Origin of the sequence: Isoptericola sp. NPDC057653, from assembly GCF_042799955.1 — a bacterium.
GTDB lineage: Bacteria > Actinomycetota > Actinomycetes > Actinomycetales > Cellulomonadaceae > Isoptericola.
Genome location: NZ_JBHVHP010000002.1, coordinates 122,975 through 145,989, shown reverse-complemented (window position 1 = coordinate 145,989; position 23,015 = coordinate 122,975). Strand labels below are relative to the sequence as shown.

Genomic DNA, 23,015 nt, shown 5'->3' with positions numbered 1-23,015 from the left:
ACTACCCGGACCAGCGGTGTTTCCCGGTAGCGTGACCCGCCATGGAGCGTCGTCAGGTGGGCCGTACGGGTCTGCGCGTGTCCGAGCTCGGCCTGGGGACGATGACCTGGGGTCGGGACACCGACGACCTGGACGCGGCGGAACAGCTCCGCGACTTCGTCGACGCCGGCGGGAGCCTCGTCGACACGGCCGCGACGTACGGCGACGGCGACGCGGAGCGCCTCATCGGGTCGCTGCTCGACGGCAAGGTCTCGCGCGACGAGCTGGTGCTGTGCACCAAGGGCGGCGTACGGGCCGGCCGGTCGGGCGCCCGGGTCGACGCCTCCCGCGCGGGCCTCCTCGCGGACCTGGACGCGTCCCTGGAGCGCCTCGGCACCGACCACGTGGACCTGTTCCTCGTCGCCTGCCCCGACCCGGCGACGCCGCTGGCCGAGACGGTGTCCGCGCTGCGCCTGGCGGTGTCGTCGGGGCGGGCGCGCTACGTCGGCCTCGCCAACCACCCCGCCTGGGCCGCCGCCCGCGCCGCGACGCTCCTGGAGCCCGACGGCACCGGCCTGAGCGCCCTGGAGCTCGAGTACTCGCTGCTGCAGCGCGGCGCCGAACGGGACGTGGCCCCCGCCGCCGACGCCCTCGGCCTGGGGCTGCTCGCGTGGTCGCCCCTCGGGCGAGGCGTGCTCACCGGCAAGTACCGGCGGGCCATCCCGGCGGACTCCCGCGCGGCGTCCGCGCACCTGGCCGCCTTCGTCGACCCGTACCTCGACGGGGCGGCGTCGTCCGTCGTGGAGGCCGTGGCCACCGCCGCCGACGGTCTGGGACGGGCCCCCCTCGAGGTCGCGCTGGCCTGGCTGCTCGCCCGCGACACCGTCGCGAGCGCGATCGTCGGTGCCCGCACACCCGCCCAGCTCAGGGCGTCCCTGTCGGCCCTCGACCTCGACCTTCCGGGCGAGGTGCACGCCGCGCTCGACGACGTCTCCGCCCCGGAGATCGGCTACCCCGAACGCTGGTAGGCCTGCCCGGGCGGCTCCGTCCCGACGGACCCGCCCGCCGTCGACCCGGTCAGCCCCGGGCCCTCCAGGTCCGTGTCGAGGTCCGCGTCGAGATCGGCGTCCAGGTCTTCCTCGCCGTCCTCGTCGTCGTCCTCGTCGTCGCCGTCGTCGTCGCCGTCGTCCAGGAAGAACGGCGTCACCTCCGAGTACACCTGCGCCAGGGCGTCCTCGTAGACCTCGAACGCGTCGGCCAGGACCTCGTAGGCGTCGTCGACCGCCGGGTCGTCGTCACCCCTGCGGGTCGACACCGCGTGGTAGTGCGCCTCCAGTGCGGCGACGAAGCGGTCCAGCGCGGCACGCGGGTCAGCGGTCATGCTCTGACGGTAGCGCCCCGAGGGGCACAATGGGCAGACGAATACCGCCCGCGAGCACTTCGGGAGGACGACGGATGGCTTCGACCTCGTCGACCACGCAGGAAGGCGGACGCCGCGACGCGACGTCCGCCTGGCGCAAGCACGGACAGTACGAGTTCCGCGTGCTGACGATCGACCGGGACACCAGCGTCCCGGACGCGCGCAAGATGCTCACCGACGAGGCCGAGTACGGCCGGTGGGAGCTGGCGCGCACCCGCCTCTACATCGGCGGCGAGCGCCGGGTGTGGCTGCGCCGCAAGATCATCAAGGTGACGCCGACGTACTGACCCGGCCGCGCACCGGCCGAGGGAGTGCCCATGGTCGCCACGTTCCGCAAGTCGCGCCCGCACGCGCCGCCCGGGTTCTTCGCCACCGAGGCGGCCGGGCTGCGCTGGCTCGCCGTGCCGGGAGGCCCGCGCGTCGCCCGGGTCCTGGACCTCGGCCCGGACCACCTCGACCTCGAGCAGGTCCCGGCGGCCCACCCGACCCCCGACGCGGCGCGCGACCTCGGCCGCCGCCTCGCGGTGCTCCACCGCACCGGCGCCGCCGGGTTCGGGGTGCTGCCGCCGGGCGCCGACGCGGGCTGGTTCGGTCCGCTCGGCGACCCCCTGCCCCTGGTCGCCGGCACGTGGGGCGACTGGCCCGCGTTCTACGCCCACGCCCGGCTGCGGCCCGTCGTCGCGCAGGGCCGCGAGCGCGGCGTGCTCGACGCCGACGACGCCGCCGCCGTCGAGCGGGTGTGCGGGCGCCTCGGCGCCCTCGCCGGCCCCGCCGCCCGGGAGGGTCCCGCGCGGGTGCACGGAGACCTGTGGTCCGGGAACGTGCTGTGGGCCCCCGGCCCCGCGGGCACGGCCGAGGCCGTGCTCATCGACCCCGCGGCGCACGGCGGGCACCGCGAGGCCGACCTGGCGATGCTCGCGCTCTTCGGGGCGCCGCACCTGGGCCAGGTCGTCGCCGGGTACGACGCGGCGAGCCCCCTGGCGCCGGGGTGGCAGGGCCGGGTGGCCCTGCACCAGCTCTACCCGCTCGCCGTGCACGCCGTGCTCTTCGGCGGCGCGTACGTGGACCGCACGCGGCAGCTGCTGGCCCGGCTCGGCGGGTGAGGCGCCGGGCCGGCCCGCAGGCCGCGCGCCGCCTCAGCAGGTGCGCAGCAGGCGGTCCAGCACGCGGGTGCCGAAGCGCAGCGACTCGGTGGGCACGCGCTCGTCGACGCCGTGGAACATGCCGGAGAAGTCGAGGTCCGCGGGCAGGCGCAGGGGCGCGAACCCGTAACCGGTGATGCCGAGGCGCGAGAGGGACTTGTTGTCCGTGCCGCCCGAGAGCGTGTAGGGCAGCACCGCCGCGCCCGGGTCCTCGGCGAGCAGCGAGGCGACCATCGTGTCGACGAGGTCGCCGGAGAACGGCACCTCGAGCGCCGTGTCCTGGTGGATGGGCTCCACCCGGACGGTGGGCCCGGCCAGCTCGCGCAGCGTGGCCATGCCCTCCTCCTCGTGCCCGGGGAGCAGACGCACGTCCACGGTGGCCTCGGCCCGGCCCGGGATGACGTTGGCCTTGTAGCCCGCCTCGAGCTGGGTCGGGTTGGACGTGTGGCGCACGGTGGCGCCGACGAACCGGGCCGCCGGGCCCAGCGCCGCCACCAGGGCGTCGATCGCGGCCGGGTCCTCGCCGTCGTACCGCAGGCCCGTGAGGTCGGCCACGCCGCGCAGCAGGCGCTCGACCGTCGGGGTGAGCGTGTACGGCCACCGGTGCTGACCGATCCGCGCGACGGCCGCGGCGAGCTCGGTGACCGCGTTCTCCTCGTTCACCTGGGAGCCGTGCCCGGCGCGACCGTCGGCGACGAGCCGCAGCCACGCGAGCCCCTTCTCCGCCGTCTGCAGCAGGTACGCCCGGCGGCCGCCCACCTCCACCGAGAAGCCGCCCACCTCGCTGATCGCCTCGGTGGCGCCCTCGAAGAGCTCCGGGCGGTGCCGCACGGCCCACTGCGCGCCCTGCACGCCACCGGCCTCCTCGTCGGCGAAGAGGGCGACGACGACGTCACGAGCCGGGCGGCGGCCCTCCCGGGCCATCTGCCGCACGACCGACAGGATCATGGCGTCCATGTCCTTCATGTCGACGGCGCCGCGGCCCCACAGGAGCCCGTCGATCTCCTCGCCGCCGAACGGGTCGACCGTCCAGTCGTCGGCCGCCGCGGGGACGACGTCGGTGTGCCCGTGCAGCACCAGCGCCGGCCGCGTCGGGTCGGTGCCCTCGAGCCGGGTCACGACCGACGTGCGGCCGGGGGCGGCCTCGAACACGTCCACCTCGAGGCCCACCTCCGTGAGCAGGGCGGCGACGTGCTCGGCGGCCCGCCGCTCCCCCGGGCCCTCGCCGTTGCCGTAGTTGGAGGTGTCGATGCGCAGCAGGTCCTGGCAGATCCGCACCACCTCGTCCTCGGCGGCGGGCACGGGCTGGAGGCTCAGGGGCTCAGTGGTCACGGGCACACCGTACCCAGCCCGCCGCCGACGCGGGCTCAGCCGGCCAGGCCCCGGCGCGCCAGCAGCGGGTCGATCCGCGGGTCGCGTCCGCGCAGCTCGCGGAACGACGTCAGCGGGTCCTGGGACCCGCCGCGGGCGAGCAGGCGACGGCGGAAGGCCTCGCCGTTCTCCCGCGTCAGCCCGCCGTTATCGCGGTACCACTCGACGGTGTCGGCGTCGAGCACCTCCGACCAGATGTACGAGTAGTAGCCCGCCGCGTAGCCGCCGCCGAACACGTGGTTGAAGTAGGTCGTGCGGTACCGCGGCGGGACGGCCGGGAGCGCGACCCCCGCGTCCGCGAGCGCCTTCGCCTCGAAGTCGAGCACCTCGTCGACCGACTTCGGGACCTCCTCGGGGGTCAGCAGGTGCCACGCCTGGTCGAGCAGCGCGGCGGCGAGGTACTCCGTCGTGGCGAACCCCTCGCCCCACTGCCGCGACGCGAGCATGGTCTCGACCCACGCGGCCGGCAGCGGCTCGCCGGTGGCGTGGTGCACGGCGTAGGAGCGCAGCACCTCGGGCTCCCACGCCCACATCTCGTTGACCTGCGACGGGTACTCCACGAAGTCCCGCGGCACCTCGGTGCCGGACTGCGAGGGGTAGCGCACGTCGGACAGCAGGCCGTGCAGGGCGTGACCGAACTCGTGGAACAGGGTGACGACCTGGTCCCAGAGCAGCAGCGTCGGTTCGCCCGCCGGCGGCTTGACGATGTTGAGGTTGTTGACCACCACGGGGCGCTGCCCGAGCAGGTGGCTCTGGTCGACGAGGTTGTTCATCCAGGCCCCACCGCGCTTCGAGGCCCGCGTGTACCAGTCGGCGAGGAACAGCCCCAGCCCCGTGCCCGGCTCGCCGGGCTCCTCGGAGTCGAAGACCTCGAAGACCCGCACGTCCGGGTGGTAGCCGACGAGGTCGGTGCGCTCGGCGAAGCTCAGGCCGAACAGGAGGCCCGCGGCGCGGAAGACGCCGTCGTGCACGACGCGCTCCAGCTCCAGGTAGGGCCGCAGCAGGGCGTCGTCCAGCGCGTACCGCTCCTGGCGCACGCCCTCGGCGAGCCGCGCCCAGTCCGACGCCTGCAGCCCGGCGCCGGGGTCGGTCCGGTGGAGCAGGGCGGTCAGCTCCGCCTCCTCGGCGCGCGCGTTCGCGACGGCCGGCGGGGCGAGCCGTCCCAGCATCGCGCTGATCGCCTCGGTGGTGCGGGCGGTGGCGTCCTCCGCGACGTAGGCCGCGTGGTGCGCGTAGCCCAGCAGCCGCGCGCGCTCGGCGCGGAGCCGGGCGATCTCGAGCAGCGTCTCCCGGGTGTCGTGGGCGTCGCCGCGGGCGCCTCGGGACTCGCTGGCGGCCTGCACCCGCTCCCGCACGTCCCGGCGCGCGAGGGAAGCCACGACGTCCTGCCGGGTCGGCAGCTGGAGGTCGAGCAGCCACGCGCCCTCGTGCCCCCGCGACGCCGCGGACGCCGCCGCCGCGTCGATCGCGTCGGCGGGCAGCCCCTCGAGCTCCGCGACGTCGGTGACGAGCACCGCCGAGGCCTTCTCCCCCGCGAGCAGCTTGCGGCCGAAGACCGCCTCGAGCTCGGTGAGCCGCCCGTTGAGGCGGCGCAGCTCGTCCTGCTCCCCCGGGCCCAGGTCGATGCCCGAGCGCCGGAAGTCCTTCAGCAGCGTGCGCACCAGCCACGCGGAGTCGTCCTCGAGCTCGACGTCGCCCGACGCGGCCGCGTCCGCGAGCGCCCGCACCCGCGCGTGCAGCCGCACGTCCATGCCGATCGCGTCGCGGTGGGCGGCGAGCGCCGGCGACAGCCGCTCGTGCAGGTCCTCGAGCCCCGGCGTCGCGTCCGCGCTGACCTGGTTGAAGAAGGCCGTCAGGGCGCGGTGCAGGGTCCGGCCCGAGCGCTCGAGGGCCTGCAGGGTGTTCGCCACGCTCGCCGGGGCCGGGTCGGTCACGATCGCCTCGACCTCGGCGAGCTGCTCGGCCATGCCCGCCCGGATCGCGGGCTCGTAGTGCTCCTCGCGGAGCACGCGGAAGTCGGGCAGCTCGTACGGCAGGGAGGACGGTGCGGCGAACGGGTTCGCGGGGTCGAGGCTCATCACCCCATCCAACCGCACCGGCGCCCTCGCTCAGCCGGCGACGCGGCTCGTCCCCCGCTCCTCGCGCAGCGTCCCGTCGGCGGCCAGCACGAGCTCGGCGTCCAGCCCGAGCCGGTCGAGGAACGCCCGGTCGTGGCTCACGACGACCAGCGCGCCCCGGTACGCCGCCAGCGCCTGCACCAGCTGGTCGGTGCTGGCGATGTCGAGGTTGTTGGTGGGCTCGTCGAGCACCAGCAGCTGCGCGGGCGGGTCGGACAGCAGCAGCCGCGCCAGGGTGACGCGGAACCGCTCGCCGCCCGAGAGCGTCGCCACGGGACGGCCGGTCTGGTCGCCGCGGACCAGGAAGCGCGCGAGCCGGTTGCGCAGCTCGCCGGGCGCGACGTGCGGTGCGCCGGCGCGGACGGCGTCGAGCACGGTCTGGTCGTCGTCGAGCACGTCGAGCCGCTGCGGCAGGTAGCCGACCCGGTCGGTGAGCGCCTGGGCCCGGGCGCCGGTGCCGACGCCGTCGGCGAACCCGGCCGCGGTCGCGCCCGGGGCCCCGTCCACGGAGCCGTCGAGGGCCGACCCGACGAGCCGCTCCAGCAGCGTCGTCTTCCCGACGCCGTTGGGCCCGGTGAGGGCCACGCGCTCGGGGCCGGCGAGGACGACCTCGCGCCCGTCCGTGCCGCGCAGCACCGCGAGCCGTCGCCCGGCGGGCACGCCCGGGTCCGGCAGGTCGACGACGATGCGGTCGTCGTCCCGCACCGAGAGCTCGGCCGCCTCGACCGCCGCGCGCGCCGCGGCCTCCTTGTCGGCGGCCGCCCCGCGCCGTGCCCCCTGCGACTTCTGCGCGGAGTTGCGTCGGTCGTTGACCACGGCCTTGACGTAGCGGGAGTTCGCGACGTCCTTGCGCCCCTGGCGCTCGGAGTGCGCGATCTTCTCCTCCGCCTCGATCCGCTGACGCTTCTCGCGGCGCAGGGACTGCTCGGCGTCCCGCAGCGCGGCGCGCGCCGCCTCCTGCTGGGTGGCCAGGTACTCCTCGTACCGGGAGTACGTGCCGCCGAAGGTGGTCAGCCCGCCGGTGCGCAGCTCCGCGGTCTCGTCGACGAGCTCGAGCAGCTCGCGGTCGTGGGAGACGACGACGAGGGTGCCGCGCCAGGTGCGGACGATCTCGTGCAGCCGCTCGCGGGCGTCGCCGTCCAGGTTGTTCGTCGGCTCGTCGAGCAGGGCGACGTCCGCGCCGCGCAGCCGCACGCCGGTGACGGCGACCAGCATCGCCTCGCCGCCGGACAGCGTGCCCACCGGGCGGTCGAGCACGCCGTCGCCCGAGGGCAGCCCGGCTCCGGCGAGCTCGGCGAGGGCACGCTCCTCGACGTCCCACGCGTCGCCGACGACGTCGAACAGCGCGGCGAGGCCGTCCTCGGGCGCGGTGCCGTCCGTGATGGCACGCACGGCGTCGACGACCTCGCGCACGCCCAGCAGGTCGGCCACGGTGGCGCCGGTGTCGAGGGTGAGGCGCTGCGGCAGGTAGTCGGCCACGCCCGACACGGTGATCGTGCCGGACGTCGGGCGCAGGCGGCCCGCGACGAGCCGCAGCAGCGTGGACTTCCCCGCGCCGTTCAGGCCGACGAGGCCGGTCCGGCCGCGGGAGAACGCGCCGGAGACGCCGGCGATCGGGGTGGCCCCGTCGGGCCAGGAGAAGGTGACGTCGTGCAGGACGACGGAGGTGTGGGTGAGAGGCACTCAGGGGCTCCAGCGGGTGCGGGGTGCGGCGGACGGCGGGTGCGTCGACGCCGCTCCCCCGGGCCGTTCGTGCGGCCGGCGGGGAGCCTCGGGTCGACGCGGTCAGGCGGTCCGGGTGCCCGTCATCGCTCGGTGTCTGCCTCTCGTCCTGGAGCCGTCCCCTCTCACGCGCGGCGGAGGCCGCGGGGACGGCGTCGAGATTCGCACACCGTCGCCCGGGGCGCAACCTCGTTTCCCCCACGTCGCGGCCTAGGCTGTCCGGATGCCTGCCGAGCCCCTGAGCGACGCCGAGTTCGACCGCTGGTACGGCCCGTGGGCGCCGCGCACACCGCGGGACGTCGCTGCCCTCTTCGTCGGCTACCCGGGGACGTGGTGGGTCGCCGGCGGCTGGGCCCTGGAGGCCTTCTCCGGCGTCCGGCGGCACCACGAGGACATCGACCCCGGCGTGCTGCGCCAGGACCTCCCCGCGCTGCGGCGCCACCTCGCGCCTTCCCTGCACACGTGGGCCGCGTCGTCGGGCACGCTGACCCCCGTGCGTCCCGACGTCGACCCCGACGCCCCGGCCGACGACGTCCTGCCCGACGGCTGCGGGCAGCTGTGGACCCGCCGCGACGCCACGTCGCCCTGGGAGTTCGACATCCTGCTCGGCCCCGGGACGCCGGAGACCTGGGTGTACAAGCGAGACCCGGGGATCACGATGCCGATGGCGGACGCCCTGTGGTCCGCGGACGGCATCACCTACCTGCAGCCGGAGATCCAGCTGCTGTACAAGGCGCGCGGCCTGCGCCCCAAGGACCGCCGCGACTTCGACGCGACCGTGCCGGCGCTCGGCCGGGACCGCCGTGCGTGGCTCGCCGACGCGCTCGCGCGCACCCTGTCGGGGCACCCCTGGCTGGAGGCGCTGCGCTGAGCGCCGGACGGTCGCTCAGGCGGCCGCCGGCGCCTCGGCGGGCCACGGCTCGTTCGGCTCGCGCGGGTCCCCCGGCACGTACGACGCGACCCACGAGTCCTGGAGCACGCCGCGCTGCGCGCCGAAGCGGCGCAGCAGACCCTCGTACGTGAAGCCGAGCTTCCAGGCCACCCGGCGGGAGGCCCAGTTGCCCACGTTCGCCCGCCACCGCACGACGCCGAGGCCCAGGCCCTCGGGGTCGACCGCCCAGTCCACGACGAGGCGCGCCGCCTCCGTCGTCAGGCCGCGGCCGCGGGCGTCGGGGGCGCACCAGAAGCCCAGCTCACCCGCGGGCTGGACACCGGGCGCTCCCTCTCGCGACATTCCGACCATCGCCAGGACCGGGCCGTCGACGTCGCCGGGCGCGCGCACCGCCCAGGTGAAGTCCTTCTCCTGCGCCCAGCCGTCCGCGACGAACTGGTCGACGAACCCCTCGGCGTCCGCCCGCGTGTACGGGGACGGCACGGTGGTCCACCGCGCGACGGCGGGGTCCGCGCAGATCTCGGCGATGCGGTCGACGTCCGCGGCCGTCGGGACGGAGAGGCGGACGCGGTCGGAGGTGAGGACGAACGGTTCCATCCGCGCATGGTGGCACGGGGCCCGGACGGCTTCACGCTATTTGTCCGGTGTCTCCTCGGTCGCTCCGGCGGCATCGTCGTCGGCCCGGGCCGGGCCGCCCTCGGGCGCCGGGAGGACCGGGGCGACGGCGAGCGGCCCGTCGCGCAGCCCGGCGGGCTCGTCCAGCTCGGGGTGCGGCCGGTCGCCGCGCAGGGTGGAGAAGACCGTCCACGCGACGGCCATGAGCGGCACCGCGATGATCGCGCCGAGGATGCCGGCGAGCACCGTGCCCGCCGTGACGCCGAGGCCGATGACGAGCGGGTGCAGCGCGACCTGCTTGCCCATGATGAGCGGCTGCAGGACGTGCCCCTCGAGCTGCCCGATGAGCGCGATGCCGATCGTCACGATGAGCGCGGTGACGAACCCGTTGGCGGCGAGCGCGACGACGGCCGCGATGATCATGGCCAGCGGGGCACCGATGAGGGGGATGAAGGCGCCGATGAACACGAGGACGGCCAGCGGGGCCGCGAGCGGCACCCCGAGGATGCTCAGCAGGATGAACGCCAGGACGCCGTCGGTGAACGCGATGATCACCGTGCCGCGCGCGTAGCCCGAGAAGCTGTACCAGCCCGCTCCCGCGGCGGCCTGCCACCGGGTGCGGTGCTCCTCCGGGATCTGGCCCAGGAACCAGCGCCACATCTTGCCGCCCGACGCGACGAAGAAGACCGTGCAGAAGATCGACAGGGCGAAGATCGCGAAGCCCTCGAAGACCGAGCCCGCGCTCTGCGCCGCCTGGCTGACCAGCGAGTCGGCGTTGTCGGCGACCCACTGCCGGCCCTGGTCGATCCACTCGTTGATCTGGTCGCCGGTCACCGACAGCCCGAACGGCCCGCTCTCCACGTACTTGAGGATCTGCTGCACGCCGGTGTCGAACTGGCCGGCGAGGTTCTCCCACTGGCCCGCCACCGACGCCACCACGTAGGTGATGAGCCCGCCCAGCACGAGGAACGCGCTGAGGATGGCGAGCGCGGTGGCCAGGGCTCGAGGCATGGCCTTCGCGTAGAAGTCCGCGACCGGGTTGAGCACGGACGCGAACACGAGGCCGAGGAACACCGCGATGAAGACGAGCTGCACCTGCACCGTCGCCCAGAACACCAGCGCCACCGCCGCGGTGAGGGCGATGAGCCGCCACGACCACCCGGCCGACGTCCGCAGCCACGCCGGGACGTTCTCGTTCGCACGCTTCGCCACCCGTGCACCCCTCTCGCGATCGTCCGCCCAGTCTGCCGCACCGTGCCGCCCGACGAGGGAGGACGTCCCCGGGCGTCGCCGTTCCGCACCTCGGGCGCGCGTGCCCGGCCCGGGTGAACTTCGACGGCGCGGCCCCGGGCACGGTGCGCGACGGCCGACGCCGCACGACCATGGGGTGACGTCCGGGGCGCGGGCGTCCGGCGAGAGGAGCGCACCATGTCCGTGGCACCGCCGAAGCCCACCGACCGCGCGCGCGAGGTCCCGTCCTACGACGCGGAGTCGCTCGCCGGCCTCCTGGCCCTCCTGCCCGACGTCGACGCCGTCGAGCTCAAGCTCACCGTGCCCGGCGCCGACCACCGCCGCGTGCTCGAGCGGCTCGGCATCGATGCCCTGGACGCGACGATCCGCCAGGTCGCGTTCGTGGACACCCCCGGCCTGGACCTGTCCGCGGCGGGGCTCGTCGTGCGTGCCCGGCGCACGGCGCGCAAGGACGGCGACGTCACCGTGAAGCTGCGGCCGATGCTGCCGACGGAGGTCCCCGAGCGGGTGCGCCGGGCCGACGGCTTCAAGGTCGAGGTGGACGCCTCCCCTGCCGGCTTCACGTGCTCGTGCTCGCTGACCCGGCGCGTGCCCGACGGCGACGTGCGCGCCCTGCTGGCCGACGTGGGTCGGCTGCCCGACCTGCTCGACCCGGTGCAGCGCTCGCTGCTGTCCGACCGGCTCCCCGCGGGCACCGCCCTCGGCGACCTGCGCGTGCTCGGGCCGCTCACCCTGCTCAAGGCGCGGTTCGCGCCGCCCGAGCTCCCGCGGCGGATGGTCGCCGAGCTGTGGTTCCTGCCCGACGGCGGCCGGGTCCTGGAGCTGTCGAGCAAGGCGACGCCCGGCGCGGCGTTCCAGGCCGCGGCGGAGACCAAGGTGTTCCTCGCCCGGCGCGGCGTCGACCTCGGCGCCCCGCAGGAGACGAAGACGCGGACGGCCCTGGGAGCGCTCGTCGCCCGGCTCGACGTCCCGGGGTGACGTCCCGGGGCGACGAGGCCTTTCCCGGACGCATCCGTGGCCAGGTAGGATGACGTCCAGACTTCCGGCGCGAGAGCGTCGGCGGGATCCGAATGAGACAGCGGATCGAGACGCCCTCGTCGCTCCACACGACGGGGGCGTCTTGCTGTCCGTGCGGCCACCGACCGGCGTCCCCGTGTCGGCGGGTCGCGGCAGAGTAGGACGGTGAGACCCGACCCCGCGCTGCACGCCCCGGTGCTGCGCGCCCGCCCGACGATCGCGCACCTGGACGCCGACGCGTTCTTCGCGGCCGTCGAGCAGCACCAGCGGCCGTCGTTGCGCGGGCGCCCCGTGCTGGTCGGCGGCGTCGGGCCGCGCAGCGTCGTGGCCACGGCGTCGTACGAGGCCCGGCAGCACGGCGCGCGCTCCGCGATGCCGATGGAGCAGGCCCGGCGGCTGTGCCCGCCCTCGACGATCGTCCTCGTGCCACGGTTCGCCGCGTACTCGGCCTTCTCGGCCCGGATCATGACCGCGCTGCGCGAGGTCACCGACGTCGTCGAGCCCGTGAGCATCGACGAGGCCTTCGCCGACCTCACCGCCGCCACCGGGCCGCAGACCGACCTCGACGAGCTCGCGCACACGATCCGCGAGCGGGCGCGCGAGCTGAGCGGGCTGCCGGTCTCGATCGGCCTCGGTCGCTCCAAGCTCGTCGCCAAGCTCGCCTCGGAGGCCGCGAAGCCCGGCGGGGTCCGGGTCATCGGCGCGGACGAGGAGGACGCGTTCCTGCTCGACCTGCCCGTGCGGGCGCTGTGGGGCGTGGGCCCGGTCTCGGCAGCGCGCCTGGACGGTCTGGGAGTGCGCACGGTCGCCGACCTGCGCCGCCAACCGCTCGACACTCTCCTCATGGTCGCCGGCGAGGCGGGCGGGACCAACCTGTACCGGATCGCGCGCGGCTGGGACGACCGCCCCCTCACGACCGTGCGCGAACGCAAGTCCGCCGGCGCCGAGCACACCTTCGACACCGACCTGCACGGCCGCGCCGCGACCGCCGCGGCCCTCGACCCCGTCATCGACGCCGCGCTCGCACGCCTCGGGCGGCACGCCGCGGCGGCCCGCACCGTGGTCGTCAAGGTGCGCCTCGCGTCGTTCACGACCCTGACCCGCTCGGTCACCCTGCCCCGCCCCACCATCGAGGAGGCCGCCCTGCGCGACGCGGCCCACCGCGCGCTGCAGCTCGCCGAGGTCACCGAGCCCGTCCGCCTCCTCGGCGTCGCTTTCCACGCCCTGTCCGAGCACGCACAGCTCATGCTGCCCCTCGGGCCGGAGCTGCCGGAGGTGGCGGAGGTGGCGGTGACCCCCGACCAGGCCGACGGCCCGGGCGGCGGCGAGGCCGTGCCCGCGCCGCCGCCGGTGACGGGCCCCGTCCGGGCGACGGCCGCCACCGTCGCCCCCGGCCTGGACGTCGAGACCGCCGCCGACGGACGCGGATGGGTCGTGCGCGTGGGCGACGACGGACGCATCGCGGTGCGCTTCGAGACCGCACGGACCGGACCCGGCTACCAGCGCTGGATCGACCCCGACGCCGAGGACCTCACCCTCGTCGAGCCCCTCGGCCCGGACGGTGAGCCGCTCCCGGGCGCGACCAGGGAGGACTAGGAGGCCGACCGCATCGACCGCATCGGTCGTGCCCGCACCTCGCGGTCGCCTCCGCCTTCGACACCGAAGGTGTGGCACCTCACACCGCGGAGACGACCTGGCCCCCGCACACAAAACAGCCCCTCACCCGCAGGCGAGAGGCTGTTCCAGGTCGAACTTCGGTGTCCGGAGGGGTACTTGTCCATTATCCTCACGCCACTTCATTGTCCCGCATGCCGCCTGACCTGCGGAAACATCGTCGACCCGCTTGCCCGGTCGCATCCATTGCAGCGTTGCAGATCGGCCTCCGACTGTCCGGCCTTCACACTCGCCGTGGACCCCGACGATCAGGCGGTGATCGACGCGCTCCACGAGCTCCAGGCGCGAGCCGCACGGCTTCCCACGGCGACCCACGAGGAACTGCGCGAGCTCTACTCCTACCTCCACCTCGCGATCCGCTACGGCGGACAGTCCCGACTCGCCCAATGCTCGATCGAGCCACTCGCCCACCTGGTCGGACCCACCGGACGCCAGAGATGCCCACGACTACGCCTCGCCTTCTCCCTCGACGTCCCCGGCCAGGCCCGCGGAGCGCGCCACACCCGCCGACCACCCCGCACCCTTCCCGACTAGCGCCCCCGAACGGAGTGCTTGGTCGGGACGCCTGACAGTAGCGAAACCCCCGTCGATCCTTCTGGGCGGCGGGGGTTCGGCAGTGTGTTCTGAACCGCTCGTCCTCGGCGCATCGGCCCCAAGCAGACCGTCAGAAGCGGTCAGCTTGAGGAGGCATGGACCTTGTCGGAATTCCTGACTCTCGACCAGTCGCGGTCTGGAGCCGTTTGATTGATTCGTGCGGTTGGTCGGTTGACGAGCGACGCGAGTCCAGGTGCGGCGGATCCCAGCCATGCCAGAACTCAGTCATCGACCGTGCTTAGCCCGTCGAGAAGGAGCGAGTGGAAGTATGGCCACCGCCCAGGGTCTCCTGCCGCGCAAGCGCCCTGGTAGGCGGCGGTCATCAGTCCGATCACGTCCCGCCCGGTGAGCCCCGCGCGCACCTGACCGGACTCCTGAGCACGCCGGGCGAGGAGGTCGGCGATCTCCTCGAGCCGTTCGCGCCGCTCGGCCAGGCCTGGCGTGGCCAGCTCGGCCGACGCTGCCATCTCGCAGAAGGCGCGGTCGCGTGCTTGCAGGTCCGTCCCGGCGGCGACGAACTCGCTGAGCGCCGCCATCGGGTCGGGCGCCACCAGCAGCTCCTCGGCCCGCTCAGCGAGGGCCTCGACGAGCCGGGCGACGACGGTCGCGACGAGCTCTTCCTTGGACGCGAAGTGCCGGAACACGGTGCCCTTGGCGACACCCGCGCGCGCGGCGATCTCCGCCACCGACGCGTCGAGACCGGAGTCGGCCAGCACGGCAGCCGCAGCCGACACGAGTGATTCGCGGTTGCGGATGGCGTCTGCGCGCATGTCCACCTCCTCCGTCCGGCCAGACGCTAGCACGAAGATGACCGATCGGTCATCTTCCATGGTACGGTCGACAACATGACCATGCGGTCATCTTGACGGACATGAGGAGCACGGACATGGACATGACAGGTCGCAGGGCCCTGATCGTCGGGGCGTCGTCGGGGATCGGCGCCGCGGTCACCGAGGTGTTCGCCGGCGCCGGCGCGGACGTCGTCGCTGCCGGCCGACGCATCCACCGGCTCGAGGGGGTGGCAGCGGGCGCCGCGGGGCTCCCCGGGAACGTCACCCCGATGGAGCTCGACGTCGCCGACGAAGCGTCCGCGCGGGTCGGAGTTGCCGCGGCCGCCGAGATCCTCGGAGGGCTCGACGTCGTCGTCAACAACGCCGGCGTCATGCTGTCCGCCACCGTGCAGACCTCCGACCCTGCCGAGTGGGAGCGCATGGTGCGCACGAACCTGCTGGGCACCCTGCACGTCTCGCACGCGGCTCTGCCCCACCTCGTGGCCAGCAAAGGGACCCTCGTGCAGACGTCGTCGACCTCGGGTCGGACCGCGTCGGCGGGATCAGGCGTCTACGCGGCGACGAAGCACGGCGTCAACGCGTTCTCCGAGGCGCTGCGGCAGGAGGTCGCGGCGCAGGGGGTGCGCGTGGTCGTCGTCGAGCCGGGCATGGTCGACACCGAGCTCGCCGATCACCTCTCCGATCCCACGATGCGCACACTGGCCGCACAGATGGCCGGTGAGATCCGTGTTCTCGATCCGAAGGACGTGGCCGAGACCGTGCTCTTCGCGGTGACCCGCCCGCCGCACGTGTCCCTCAACGAGATCCTCCTGCGCCCCACGGAGCAGGTGCGCTGAGATGGCAGCGCGACGGCGTGACAGGCAGGGGTGACGAGGGGGTCCAGTCGCTCTCTGCTTCCGGCGTGGCGACGCACCGGCCGCCCCGGTGAAACCCGGTGAGTCTCGTCCTTACCTGCGACTCGACCCTCCGCCTGTCCCCGTTCGACCGTGCTCGAGCCCCTCCTGTGACACGTGCCGCCGCCCGACGGAAGCCGTGGTCCGGCAGTCCGGTCACGTCGACATCGCCGGCCGGGCTCCCCGCAGCACCAGGAAGCGCTCCAGGGGACGGATCTCGCCCTCCCGGGCGGCGGTGAGGAAGGCGGCCAGAAGGTGCCGGTGGTCGGCGGCCTCGACCGGCACCCGCGACGGGCCGCGCACGATCCGGGGAGCTGCCCGACGGACGAGCTGCCGGGCGTTGACGACGCTCGTGCGCAGGAGGCGCGCGATCTCGTCATAGGGATAGTCGAAGACCTTCCGCAGCAGGTAGGCGGCCAGCTCGCCGCCCGACAGCCGGGACAGGAGCAGGGCGAGCGCCTCGGAGAGGGCAGCGGTCTGGTCCACCCGGGCGGCAGGGTCCGTGCTCCCCGTGTCGCCCGTGCAGTCGTGACCCGGCCGGGAGGGCTGGGCGTCCACCGGGTACTCGCGGCGGCGGCTGGCCGACTGCACGACGTTGATCGCCAACCGCGTCGTCGCCGTCGTGAGGAACGCCTCGGGGTTCCGCACCTCGGCCCTCTCGGTGCGCTGCCACCGCAACCAGGTCTCCTGGACGATGTCCTCCGCGCTGGAGGCGTCGCCGCCGGTCACCCGGCACGCGATCCGGAACAGCCGTGCGCGCTGCGAGGCGAAGAACATGCTCGCGCGCTCCACGTCGTCGTCGAGGAGGTCCGCCACCCCGCCCAGGTCGATCGTGCGGGTGGGCTCGGTCGTCGACACGTCCATGGCGGCTCCTTCGGTCCGGGCCGCCCGGGAGGACGACATGCCCAGCCTTCAGCCGCACCGGGGCCGGGCGCGCCACGCAGTCCCGTGGTCGGGTGCGTGGTGCTGCGTGGGTGCCGGAGGTCGCAGGGAGCCGCGCTCACGCGGGAGAGGGCGCACCGCCGACTGTGGCTCCGAGGCGCCCCAGGGCGTGCGAGAGCTCGCGCCGCGAGGCGATCCCGAGCTTCGTGTACACCTTGCGCAGGTGCCACTCGACGGTGTGCGGGCTGAGGAACAGCTCCGCCCCGATCCTCGGGTTCGTCATCCCGTCCGCCGCCAGCGCCGCGATCTGGGCCTCCTGCGCGGTGAGGCGCGTGGCCGCGGTCGCGTCGTGCGCCCTGACCCGGGCGCCCGTGGCGAGCAGCTCTCGGCGTGCCCGCTCCGCGAATGCGAGCGCAGGCATCGCCGCGAACAGGTCGTGGGCCACGCGCAGGTGCTCCCGCGCGGCAGCCCGCCGGCCCTCTCGGCGCAGCCACTCCCCGTAGAGCAGATGGGTGCGGGCCACCTCCGCGGTGACGCCATCATCATCGAGGTGCTCGAGCGCCTCACGGTACAGCGCGTCCGCCTCGTCGCCCGTGCTCAGCAGCGCCGAGCACCGCGCCCTGAGCCCGCGGGCCCATCCGGTGTCAGCCACGCCGATCAGCGCGTCCAAGCGGGTGAACGCGGCCGCGGCCTGGTCGGGCTCACCGCAGCGGACGGCCGCCTCCACATGCTCGACCAGCGCCAGCCCGACGAAGTTGAACCCGTCGTGGTCGATCACCGTGCGCGACGCGGCGAGGGCCCGGTCGTACTGCGCCAGGCCGTTGTACAGCACACCCTGGACATAGCCGGTCACGGCGAGCAGCGACGCCTCGCCTCCCTCGGTGGCCCGGGTGAGCGCGCCGTCGAAAAGAGGTGCGGCCGCCGCCTCTTCGCCACGCCACGCGGTCAGGACGAGGGAGGCGTAGGCGAACGGAGCGTTGCCGGTGGCGGCGGCGATCGCGTCAGCCTCGTCGATCTTCCGGGCCGCCCCGGCGAAGTCGCCGTGGAACACGTCGACGCCCGCTGTGTAGACGAGCGACGGGGGCAGGACGCCCAGCGCGCCGATGTCCCGGGCCAGGCGCACCGCGCGCGCCGAGATCTGGTCCCAGGCGGCGAAGTCCCACGCGTGGTGGAAGAACGCCTCCATCGCGACCGGCGCCAGCAGGAGCCACCGGGTGGTAGCCCCGGGCCCGACCAGCTCCTCCCGCGCGAACGGGGCGAACGCGGCACCAATGGCGCCGACCCCGTGCCCGGGGCCGTCGTCGAGGAAGGTCGCGATCGCATCCAGCAGGACATCCGAGGGGCTCGTCCCGGGCAGGCGCGTGTCAAGGCCGCGGGCGGCCCGCGCCGCCGCTGCGACTCCCGCGGGGCCATGGACGCGACCCGAGAAGACTGCCGCGCTGATCGCCTCGAGGTAGGTCTCCCGGGCGAGAGGCGAACCGGCCGACGCGAGCCCGGCGGCGGCCTCCAGCAGGAGGGGGGCAGCGTCGTCGCTCCGGCTGCGCGCGAAGAGGACGCGAGCACGGAGCCGGTTCACCCGCGCGCGGCCCGTCGGATCCAGCGGGCAGAGGTCGGCGAGAGTCGCCATCTCCGTCGCGCGGTCGAGCGCCGCCGCCGAGAAGTGCGCCTCGGCCGCGGCAAGGGCGCGGCGTCCGCGCCGGCGTGCATCCGGCGTGAGCTCTGCGGCGCGCTCGAGCAGCACCGCCTCGGCGGCCATGCCGCCGCGCTGCCGGGCCCGGTCCGCAGCCCGCTCCAGGCCTTCGGCGACGTCCTCGTCCGGCCCGTCGCACGCCTGCGCCGCGTGCCACGCGCGGCGGTCGGGCTCGTGGACGGGATCGGTAGCCGCAGCCAGGGCCTGGTGCGCCGCCTGGCGTTCCGCGGCACTCGCCGCGCGGTAGACCGCCGACCGCGCCAAAGGATGGCGGAACCTGACCGACTCTCCGAACTCGACGAGGCCGGCCGCCTTCGCGGGCGCGACGTCGGGGGCGACACCCAGGTGCTCGGCGGCCCTCAGCAGGAGGCGTGTGTCGCCCACGGGCTCGGCCGCGGCGACGAGCAGGAGGGCCCGGGTCGGGGAAGGGAGCGCTCCCAGACGACGGCCGAAGTCCTCCTCCACACGGTCGGGGACCGAACCGGCAGCACCGGCATCAAGTCCGTAGGCAAGCTCTGCGGCCTTGCGCCCTCGATAGAGCTCCAGGAGGGCGAGCGGGTTCCCGTGAGTCTCCGCGACGAGCCGCGCCCGCACCGAGGGCTCCAGCCGCCCGTCGACGGCGGAGTCGAGCAGCTCACCAGCGGACCGCGGGTCGAGACCTTCGATGCGCAGCTCGCCAAGTCCAGCCAGCACCCCCTGCCCCTCGGGGTCACGCACCGCAGCCACCATCGCAACCGATTCGGCCAGGAGGCGCCGGGCGACGAACTCGAGCGTGAGGAGGGACGCCTGGTCCAGCCACTGCGCGTCGTCCACGACGACGAGCACGGGCCGCGCCTCGGACGCACGGGTCAGGAGGGTCAGCACCGCCAGGCCGACGAGGAACCGGGCGGGCGGTTCTCCGACAGCCGTTCCGAAGGCCACGTCCAGGGCGTCGCGCTGCGGGGCGGGGAGCATCCCGACCTCGCTGAGGAACGGGGCGCACAATTGCTGCAGGCCGGCGTAGGCCAGCTCCATGTCCGCCTCGACGCCCAGCGTCCGCGTCACGGTGACCCCCGAGGCCTGGGCGGCCACGTAGTCGAGCAGGACGGACTTGCCCACGCCCGCCCCGCCGCGCACGACGCGGACGGTCGAGCTCCCGTCGCGCAGGCTCGCGAGCACGCCGTCGAGCACGGCGCGCTCGTTCCCGCGGCCGACCAGGTGGGGCAGCGGGTGCGCGCTCATCGGACTCCTCGCCGTCGCGGGGGCCTCGTCGGTGGCGCCCTCGGCGGCAGGCTACCGGTCCCTGTCACAGGTGTCCCCGCAACGCGGTCGATCAAGGACAGCCGACGTCCGCCGCAGGAGGAACCGTGTCCCCACGCATCCATCAGCTCGCCACCTCGGTGCTCGTGATCGGGACAGGCGGCTCTGGCCTGCGCGCCGCGATCGAGCTCGCCGAGACCGGCCTGGCCGTGCTCGCCGTCGGCAAACGCCCGGCCCCCGACGCCCACACCTCGCTCGCGGCCGGAGGCATCAATGCGGCACTGGCCACGACGGACCCCGCGGACACGTGGGAACAGCACGCCGCGGACACGCTCCAGGAGAGCTACCTCCTGGCCGACCCACGGACCGTACAGGTTGTGACACAGGGAGCAGCGCGGGGAATCGACGACCTCGAGCGGTACGGCATGCGCTTCGACCGCCAGCCGGACGGGCGGATCGCGCAACGCTACTTCGGGGCGCACACGTACCGGCGCACCGCCTTCGTGGGCGACTACACAGGGCTGGAGGTCCAGCGCACGCTGGTCCGGCGCGCCACCGAGCTGGACATCCCGGTGCTCTCGACCGTCTACGTGACGCAGCTGCTCGTGAACGACGGCGTGGTGTTCGGCGCGTACGGCTTCGACCTCACCGACGGTTCGCGCTACGTCGTGCACGCCGACGCCGTGATCCTCGCGACCGGTGGCCATACGCGGATCTGGCGGCGCACGTCGTCCCGCCGGGACGAGAACACGGGAGACTCGTTCCGTCTCGCGGCCGAGGCCGGTGCACGGGTGCGCGATGCCGAGCTGGTGCAGTTCCATCCCTCAGGATTGATCGAACCGGAGAACGCAGCCGGCACGCTCGTAAGCGAGGCCGCACGCGGCGAGGGCGGAGTGCTGCTCAACAACCTCGGCGAGCGCTTCATGATCCGGTACGACCCGGAGCGCATGGAGCTCTCCACGCGCGACCGGGTGGCGCTCGCGTCGTTCACGGAGATCAAGGAGGGCCGCGGGACCCGCGCCGGCGGGGTGTGGCTCGATCTGTCGCACCTGCCACGCGAAACGGTTCTCACCCGGCTGCCGCGCGTCTACCAGACCTTGATGGACCTGCAGGTGCTGGACGTCACGCGCGACCCGATCGAGGTCGCGCCCACCGCCCACTATTCGATGGGCGGCGTGTGGGTGCGCCCCGAGGACCACAGCACCGACGTGCTGGGGCTCTTCGCCATCGGCGAGGCATCCAGCGGCCTGCACGGCGCCAACCGGCTCGGAGGGAACTCCCTCATCGAGCTCTTGGTGTACGGGCGGCTCACCGGCCGTGCCGCTGCCGCCTACTCCGCCGGACTGGCGACGCAGCGACGCTCGCTCGGCGCGGTCCGTGACGCCGAGTCGTCCGTCGACCGACTGCTTGCCGCCGACGGCGACCAGAACGTGCGCGCGATGCAGCGCAGCGTCCGTGACCTCATGACCGAGCACGCCGGCGTCGTGCGGGACGAGGCGGGCCTGCGTGCCGGGCTCGGCTCCCTCGACGACGTCGAGGACCGCATGACCCGGGCAGGGATCCACATCGACATCAGCGGGTACCAGGACCTCGCGCACGCCTTCGACCTGAGGTCCGCGGTGCTCGCGTCCCGGGCGACTTTGGAGTGCGCTCTGGAGCGCCGGGAGTCGCGCGGGTGTCACAACAGATCCGACCACCCCGACCTCGACCCGGACCTGCAGGTCAACTTGGTGTGGGCCCCAGGCGTCGGGGTACGCCGCGAGGCGCTGCCGCCGATTCCGACCGACATCGCGGAACGCATGCACGACGTCTCCGCCGACGGAAAGCTCGTCGAGTAGCGCGTCGGTGTCACGCCCGCGCACCGTGCCCGGTCGTTCATGACGACGGCGCCCGCCGTCCACGGGCACCGGACGTCCACCGCGGGAGCGAACGTCCTGGCGACCTTCAGCCGAGCTCCAGCCGATCCAGGAAGGCCATCCCCATGAGCGACCACGTTCTCGAGCCCGAGGCGCAGGCCATGGCCGACGCGACCGCCCAGCCGCCCTACTTCTACGAGATGACGCCGCAGGAGGCGCGCCAGGTCCTTGCCGACGTCCAGGCGCAGCCCACGCACCTGCCGGACGTCGAGGAGGAGTGGGTCGTGGTACCCGCCACCGTCGGCGACGTCCGCGTTCGCGTCGTCCGACCGGTCGGCAGCGAGGCGCCGCTGCCTGCCGTCCTGTACATCCATGGCGGCGGCTGGGTGCTCGGCGACGCCGGCACCCACGACCGTCTGGTCCGCGACCTCGCCACCGGCGCCGGTGTCGGCGTGGCCTTCGTCGAGTACGACCGGTCGCCCGAGGCCCGGTACCCGGTGGCGATCGAGCAGGCGTACGCGACAGCGCAGTGGATCACGGCGCACGGCGCGGACGCCGGCCTCGACCCGTCCCGGATCGCCGTCGCGGGGGACTCCGTGGGCGGCAACATGGCGGCAGCTGTGGCGATCCTGGCCACGCAGCGCGGCGACGTGACGTTCCGCCACCAGTCGCTCTACTACCCCGTGACGGACGCTGGCCAGGACACGGCCAGCTACACCGAATTCGCCGAGGGCCCCTTCCTCCTCGCCAAGTCGATGGCGTGGTTCTGGGACGCGTACCTGCCTGACGTCTCGCGGCGCCAGGAGATCACCGCGTCGCCGCTGCGGGCGTCGACCGAGGACCTCGCCGGGCTGCCGGAGGCGTTCGTCGTCGTCGACGAGAACGACGTGCTGCGCGACGAGGGCGAGGCGTACGCGCGCAAGCTCGTCGAGGCCGGGGTGCGGACCACGGCCGTCCGCTATGACGCGACGATCCACGACTTCATGATGCTCAACCCGCTGCGGCCCTCGGCCGCGTCGTCCGGCGCGATCGCGCAGGCCGTCGACGTCCTCCGCACGGCGCTCCACGCCGGCTGAGGCACCCACCCTTCACGACAGGAGAACCTGATGGACACCCAGTACCCCACCGTCGTCCTCGTGCACGGCGCGTTCGCCGAGTCCGCGAGCTGGAACGGCGTCATCGACCGGCTGCACGAGCAAGGGATCGAGGCCGTCGCGGCCGCGAACCCGCTGCGCGGCGTGGCAGGGGACGCCGCCTACGTGCGTGACGTCGTCGCCGGTATCGGCAGGCCCGTCCTGCTGGTCGGGCACTCCTACGGCGGAATCGTGATCACCGAGGCCGCCTCGCAGAACCCCGACGTCGTCGGCCTCGTCTACGTGGCCGCGTTCGCCCCCGACCGCGGCGAGAGCGCGTTCGAGCTCTCGAGCCGGGCCCCGGGGAGCACCTTGGGCGATGCGCTTGCCGCATACCCCCTGAGCGCAGGGGGCAACGAGCTCGCGATCCGCGTCGACGCGTTCCCCGCGCAGTTCGCCGCCGACGTGCCCCTCGCGGAGGCGGTGCGCCTCGCTCGCACGCAGCGACCGGTCACCGAGACCGCCCTCCGGGACGGGCTCCCCACCGACACTCCCGCCTGGCAGTCCCTGCCGTCGTGGTTCATCTTCGGCGACCAGGACCGGAACATCCCGGCCGCCGAGCTGCGGGCCGAGGCTCAGCGAGCGCGAGCACGCGGCGTGAACGAGGTCCCGGGCGCATCCCACGCGCTCGCCATCTCGCGGCCGTACGAGGTCACGAACACCATCCTCGAGGCCCTCGGCGCGGACGTCACCGAAGAGGTCGCGTGACGTGATCCGGGAGCCCGGGCAACCCGTCG

At 74.2% G+C, this 23,015-nt stretch carries 19 protein-coding genes; 10 read left to right on the top strand and 9 right to left on the bottom strand.

The annotated features are described in order from the left end of the window. Positions 1 to 41 precede the first annotated feature (41 nt). Complete coding sequence (locus tag ACFU9A_RS11915) at positions 42 to 1,007, top strand: aldo/keto reductase (RefSeq protein ID WP_430575499.1); 966 nt, start codon at positions 42 to 44, stop codon at positions 1,005 to 1,007. On the opposite strand, the gene ACFU9A_RS11910 is transcribed toward ACFU9A_RS11915, so the two are convergent. Next, positions 989 to 1,360 (bottom strand): primosomal protein, encoded by a 372-nt coding sequence (locus ACFU9A_RS11910; protein ID WP_430575498.1) that lies wholly within the window; start codon positions 1,358 to 1,360, stop codon positions 989 to 991. The genes ACFU9A_RS11915 and ACFU9A_RS11910 overlap by 19 nt on opposite strands. A gap of 74 nt (positions 1,361 to 1,434) precedes the next feature. Here ACFU9A_RS11910 and ACFU9A_RS11905 point away from each other — a divergent pair, with 74 nt between their 5' ends. Both ACFU9A_RS11905 and ACFU9A_RS11900 read left to right on the top strand, forming a co-directional pair. After that, positions 1,435 to 1,686: a DUF5703 family protein gene (locus ACFU9A_RS11905; protein ID WP_430575497.1), complete on the top strand. Its 252-nt coding sequence runs from the start codon at positions 1,435 to 1,437 to the stop codon at positions 1,684 to 1,686. Positions 1,687 to 1,716: 30 nt separating this feature from the next. Then, a complete protein-coding gene (locus tag ACFU9A_RS11900; protein WP_430575496.1) occupies positions 1,717 to 2,502 on the top strand; it encodes a fructosamine kinase family protein in 786 nt (261 codons plus the stop codon). 33 nt (positions 2,503 to 2,535) lie between these two features. Here ACFU9A_RS11900 and ACFU9A_RS11895 read toward each other — a convergent pair whose 3' ends face one another. The 3 genes from ACFU9A_RS11895 to ACFU9A_RS11885 are packed head-to-tail and all read right to left on the bottom strand — an operon-like array spanning position 2,536 to position 7,712. Continuing rightward, on the bottom strand, positions 2,536 to 3,873 hold the full coding sequence (locus ACFU9A_RS11895) for a M20/M25/M40 family metallo-hydrolase (protein ID WP_430575495.1): 1,338 nt from the start codon (positions 3,871 to 3,873) through the stop codon (positions 2,536 to 2,538). 35 nt (positions 3,874 to 3,908) lie between these two features. Then, a complete protein-coding gene (locus tag ACFU9A_RS11890; RefSeq protein ID WP_430575494.1) occupies positions 3,909 to 5,990 on the bottom strand; it encodes a M3 family metallopeptidase in 2,082 nt (693 codons plus the stop codon). A gap of 30 nt (positions 5,991 to 6,020) precedes the next feature. Next, positions 6,021 to 7,712 carry an ABC-F family ATP-binding cassette domain-containing protein gene (locus tag ACFU9A_RS11885; RefSeq protein WP_430575493.1) on the bottom strand — a complete coding sequence of 564 codons (1,692 nt, stop codon included), beginning with the start codon at positions 7,710 to 7,712 and terminating at the stop codon, positions 6,021 to 6,023. A 262-nt stretch (positions 7,713 to 7,974) separates the two neighbouring features. Here ACFU9A_RS11885 and ACFU9A_RS11880 point away from each other — a divergent pair, with 262 nt between their 5' ends. Continuing rightward, positions 7,975 to 8,622, top strand: a complete 648-nt coding sequence (locus tag ACFU9A_RS11880; RefSeq protein ID WP_430575492.1) for a hypothetical protein — start codon at positions 7,975 to 7,977, stop codon at positions 8,620 to 8,622. 15 nt (positions 8,623 to 8,637) lie between these two features. On the opposite strand, the gene ACFU9A_RS11875 is transcribed toward ACFU9A_RS11880, so the two are convergent. Next, positions 8,638 to 9,240, bottom strand: coding sequence for a GNAT family N-acetyltransferase (locus tag ACFU9A_RS11875; protein ID WP_430575491.1), 603 nt, complete (start codon positions 9,238 to 9,240; stop codon positions 8,638 to 8,640). Between the two features lie 36 nt (positions 9,241 to 9,276). Next, complete coding sequence (locus ACFU9A_RS11870; RefSeq protein ID WP_430575490.1) at positions 9,277 to 10,470, bottom strand: AI-2E family transporter; 1,194 nt, start codon at positions 10,468 to 10,470, stop codon at positions 9,277 to 9,279. 216 nt (positions 10,471 to 10,686) lie between these two features. Between ACFU9A_RS11870 and ACFU9A_RS11865 the strand changes: the two genes are divergently transcribed. Next, a complete protein-coding gene (locus ACFU9A_RS11865) occupies positions 10,687 to 11,487 on the top strand; it encodes a hypothetical protein (RefSeq protein ID WP_430575489.1) in 801 nt (266 codons plus the stop codon). Between the two features lie 204 nt (positions 11,488 to 11,691). Continuing rightward, positions 11,692 to 13,122 carry a DNA polymerase IV gene (locus tag ACFU9A_RS11860; protein ID WP_430575488.1) on the top strand — a complete coding sequence of 477 codons (1,431 nt, stop codon included), beginning with the start codon at positions 11,692 to 11,694 and terminating at the stop codon, positions 13,120 to 13,122. An 893-nt stretch (positions 13,123 to 14,015) separates the two neighbouring features. Here ACFU9A_RS11860 and ACFU9A_RS11855 read toward each other — a convergent pair. Then, positions 14,016 to 14,564, bottom strand: a complete 549-nt coding sequence (locus tag ACFU9A_RS11855) for a TetR/AcrR family transcriptional regulator (RefSeq protein WP_430575487.1) — start codon at positions 14,562 to 14,564, stop codon at positions 14,016 to 14,018. Positions 14,565 to 14,686: 122 nt separating this feature from the next. On the opposite strand from ACFU9A_RS11855, the gene ACFU9A_RS11850 reads away from it, so the two are divergent. Next, entirely contained in the window at positions 14,687 to 15,421 is a 735-nt protein-coding gene (locus ACFU9A_RS11850; RefSeq protein ID WP_430575486.1) for an SDR family oxidoreductase, read from the top strand. Positions 15,422 to 15,634: 213 nt separating this feature from the next. On the opposite strand, the gene ACFU9A_RS11845 is transcribed toward ACFU9A_RS11850, so the two are convergent. Both ACFU9A_RS11845 and ACFU9A_RS11840 read right to left on the bottom strand, forming a co-directional pair. Then, positions 15,635 to 16,342 (bottom strand): sigma factor, encoded by a 708-nt coding sequence (locus tag ACFU9A_RS11845; RefSeq protein ID WP_430575485.1) that lies wholly within the window; start codon positions 16,340 to 16,342, stop codon positions 15,635 to 15,637. A 136-nt stretch (positions 16,343 to 16,478) separates the two neighbouring features. Further along, positions 16,479 to 19,271, bottom strand: a complete 2,793-nt coding sequence (locus ACFU9A_RS11840) for an AAA family ATPase (RefSeq protein ID WP_430575484.1) — start codon at positions 19,269 to 19,271, stop codon at positions 16,479 to 16,481. Between the two features lie 125 nt (positions 19,272 to 19,396). Between ACFU9A_RS11840 and ACFU9A_RS11835 the strand changes: the two genes are divergently transcribed. From ACFU9A_RS11835 to ACFU9A_RS11825, 3 genes are all read left to right on the top strand, one after another. Next, a complete protein-coding gene (locus ACFU9A_RS11835; protein WP_430575483.1) occupies positions 19,397 to 21,127 on the top strand; it encodes an L-aspartate oxidase in 1,731 nt (576 codons plus the stop codon). Positions 21,128 to 21,270: 143 nt separating this feature from the next. Further along, on the top strand, positions 21,271 to 22,221 hold the full coding sequence (locus ACFU9A_RS11830) for an alpha/beta hydrolase (RefSeq protein WP_430575482.1): 951 nt from the start codon (positions 21,271 to 21,273) through the stop codon (positions 22,219 to 22,221). A 30-nt stretch (positions 22,222 to 22,251) separates the two neighbouring features. Continuing rightward, positions 22,252 to 22,986 carry an alpha/beta fold hydrolase gene (locus ACFU9A_RS11825; RefSeq protein WP_430575481.1) on the top strand — a complete coding sequence of 245 codons (735 nt, stop codon included), beginning with the start codon at positions 22,252 to 22,254 and terminating at the stop codon, positions 22,984 to 22,986. Positions 22,987 to 23,015: the final 29 nt, after the last annotated feature.

What these genes read in the sequence shown, in the direction of transcription:
- ACFU9A_RS11915 (WP_430575499.1), top strand. Translation starts at nt 42, where the DNA reads ATGGAGCGTCGTCAGGTGGGCCGTACGGGTCTGCGCGTGTCCGAGCTC.
- ACFU9A_RS11910 (WP_430575498.1), bottom strand. Translation starts at nt 1,360, where the DNA reads ATGACCGCTGACCCGCGTGCCGCGCTGGACCGCTTCGTCGCCGCACTG.
- ACFU9A_RS11905 (WP_430575497.1), top strand. Translation starts at nt 1,435, where the DNA reads ATGGCTTCGACCTCGTCGACCACGCAGGAAGGCGGACGCCGCGACGCG.
- ACFU9A_RS11900 (WP_430575496.1), top strand. Translation starts at nt 1,717, where the DNA reads ATGGTCGCCACGTTCCGCAAGTCGCGCCCGCACGCGCCGCCCGGGTTC.
- ACFU9A_RS11890 (WP_430575494.1), bottom strand. Translation starts at nt 5,990, where the DNA reads ATGAGCCTCGACCCCGCGAACCCGTTCGCCGCACCGTCCTCCCTGCCG.
- ACFU9A_RS11880 (WP_430575492.1), top strand. Translation starts at nt 7,975, where the DNA reads ATGCCTGCCGAGCCCCTGAGCGACGCCGAGTTCGACCGCTGGTACGGC.
- ACFU9A_RS11875 (WP_430575491.1), bottom strand. Translation starts at nt 9,240, where the DNA reads ATGGAACCGTTCGTCCTCACCTCCGACCGCGTCCGCCTCTCCGTCCCG.
- ACFU9A_RS11865 (WP_430575489.1), top strand. Translation starts at nt 10,687, where the DNA reads ATGTCCGTGGCACCGCCGAAGCCCACCGACCGCGCGCGCGAGGTCCCG.
- ACFU9A_RS11855 (WP_430575487.1), bottom strand. Translation starts at nt 14,564, where the DNA reads ATGCGCGCAGACGCCATCCGCAACCGCGAATCACTCGTGTCGGCTGCG.
- ACFU9A_RS11850 (WP_430575486.1), top strand. Translation starts at nt 14,687, where the DNA reads ATGACAGGTCGCAGGGCCCTGATCGTCGGGGCGTCGTCGGGGATCGGC.
- ACFU9A_RS11845 (WP_430575485.1), bottom strand. Translation starts at nt 16,342, where the DNA reads ATGGACGTGTCGACGACCGAGCCCACCCGCACGATCGACCTGGGCGGG.
- ACFU9A_RS11840 (WP_430575484.1), bottom strand. Translation starts at nt 19,271, where the DNA reads ATGAGCGCGCACCCGCTGCCCCACCTGGTCGGCCGCGGGAACGAGCGC.
- ACFU9A_RS11830 (WP_430575482.1), top strand. Translation starts at nt 21,271, where the DNA reads ATGAGCGACCACGTTCTCGAGCCCGAGGCGCAGGCCATGGCCGACGCG.
- ACFU9A_RS11825 (WP_430575481.1), top strand. Translation starts at nt 22,252, where the DNA reads ATGGACACCCAGTACCCCACCGTCGTCCTCGTGCACGGCGCGTTCGCC.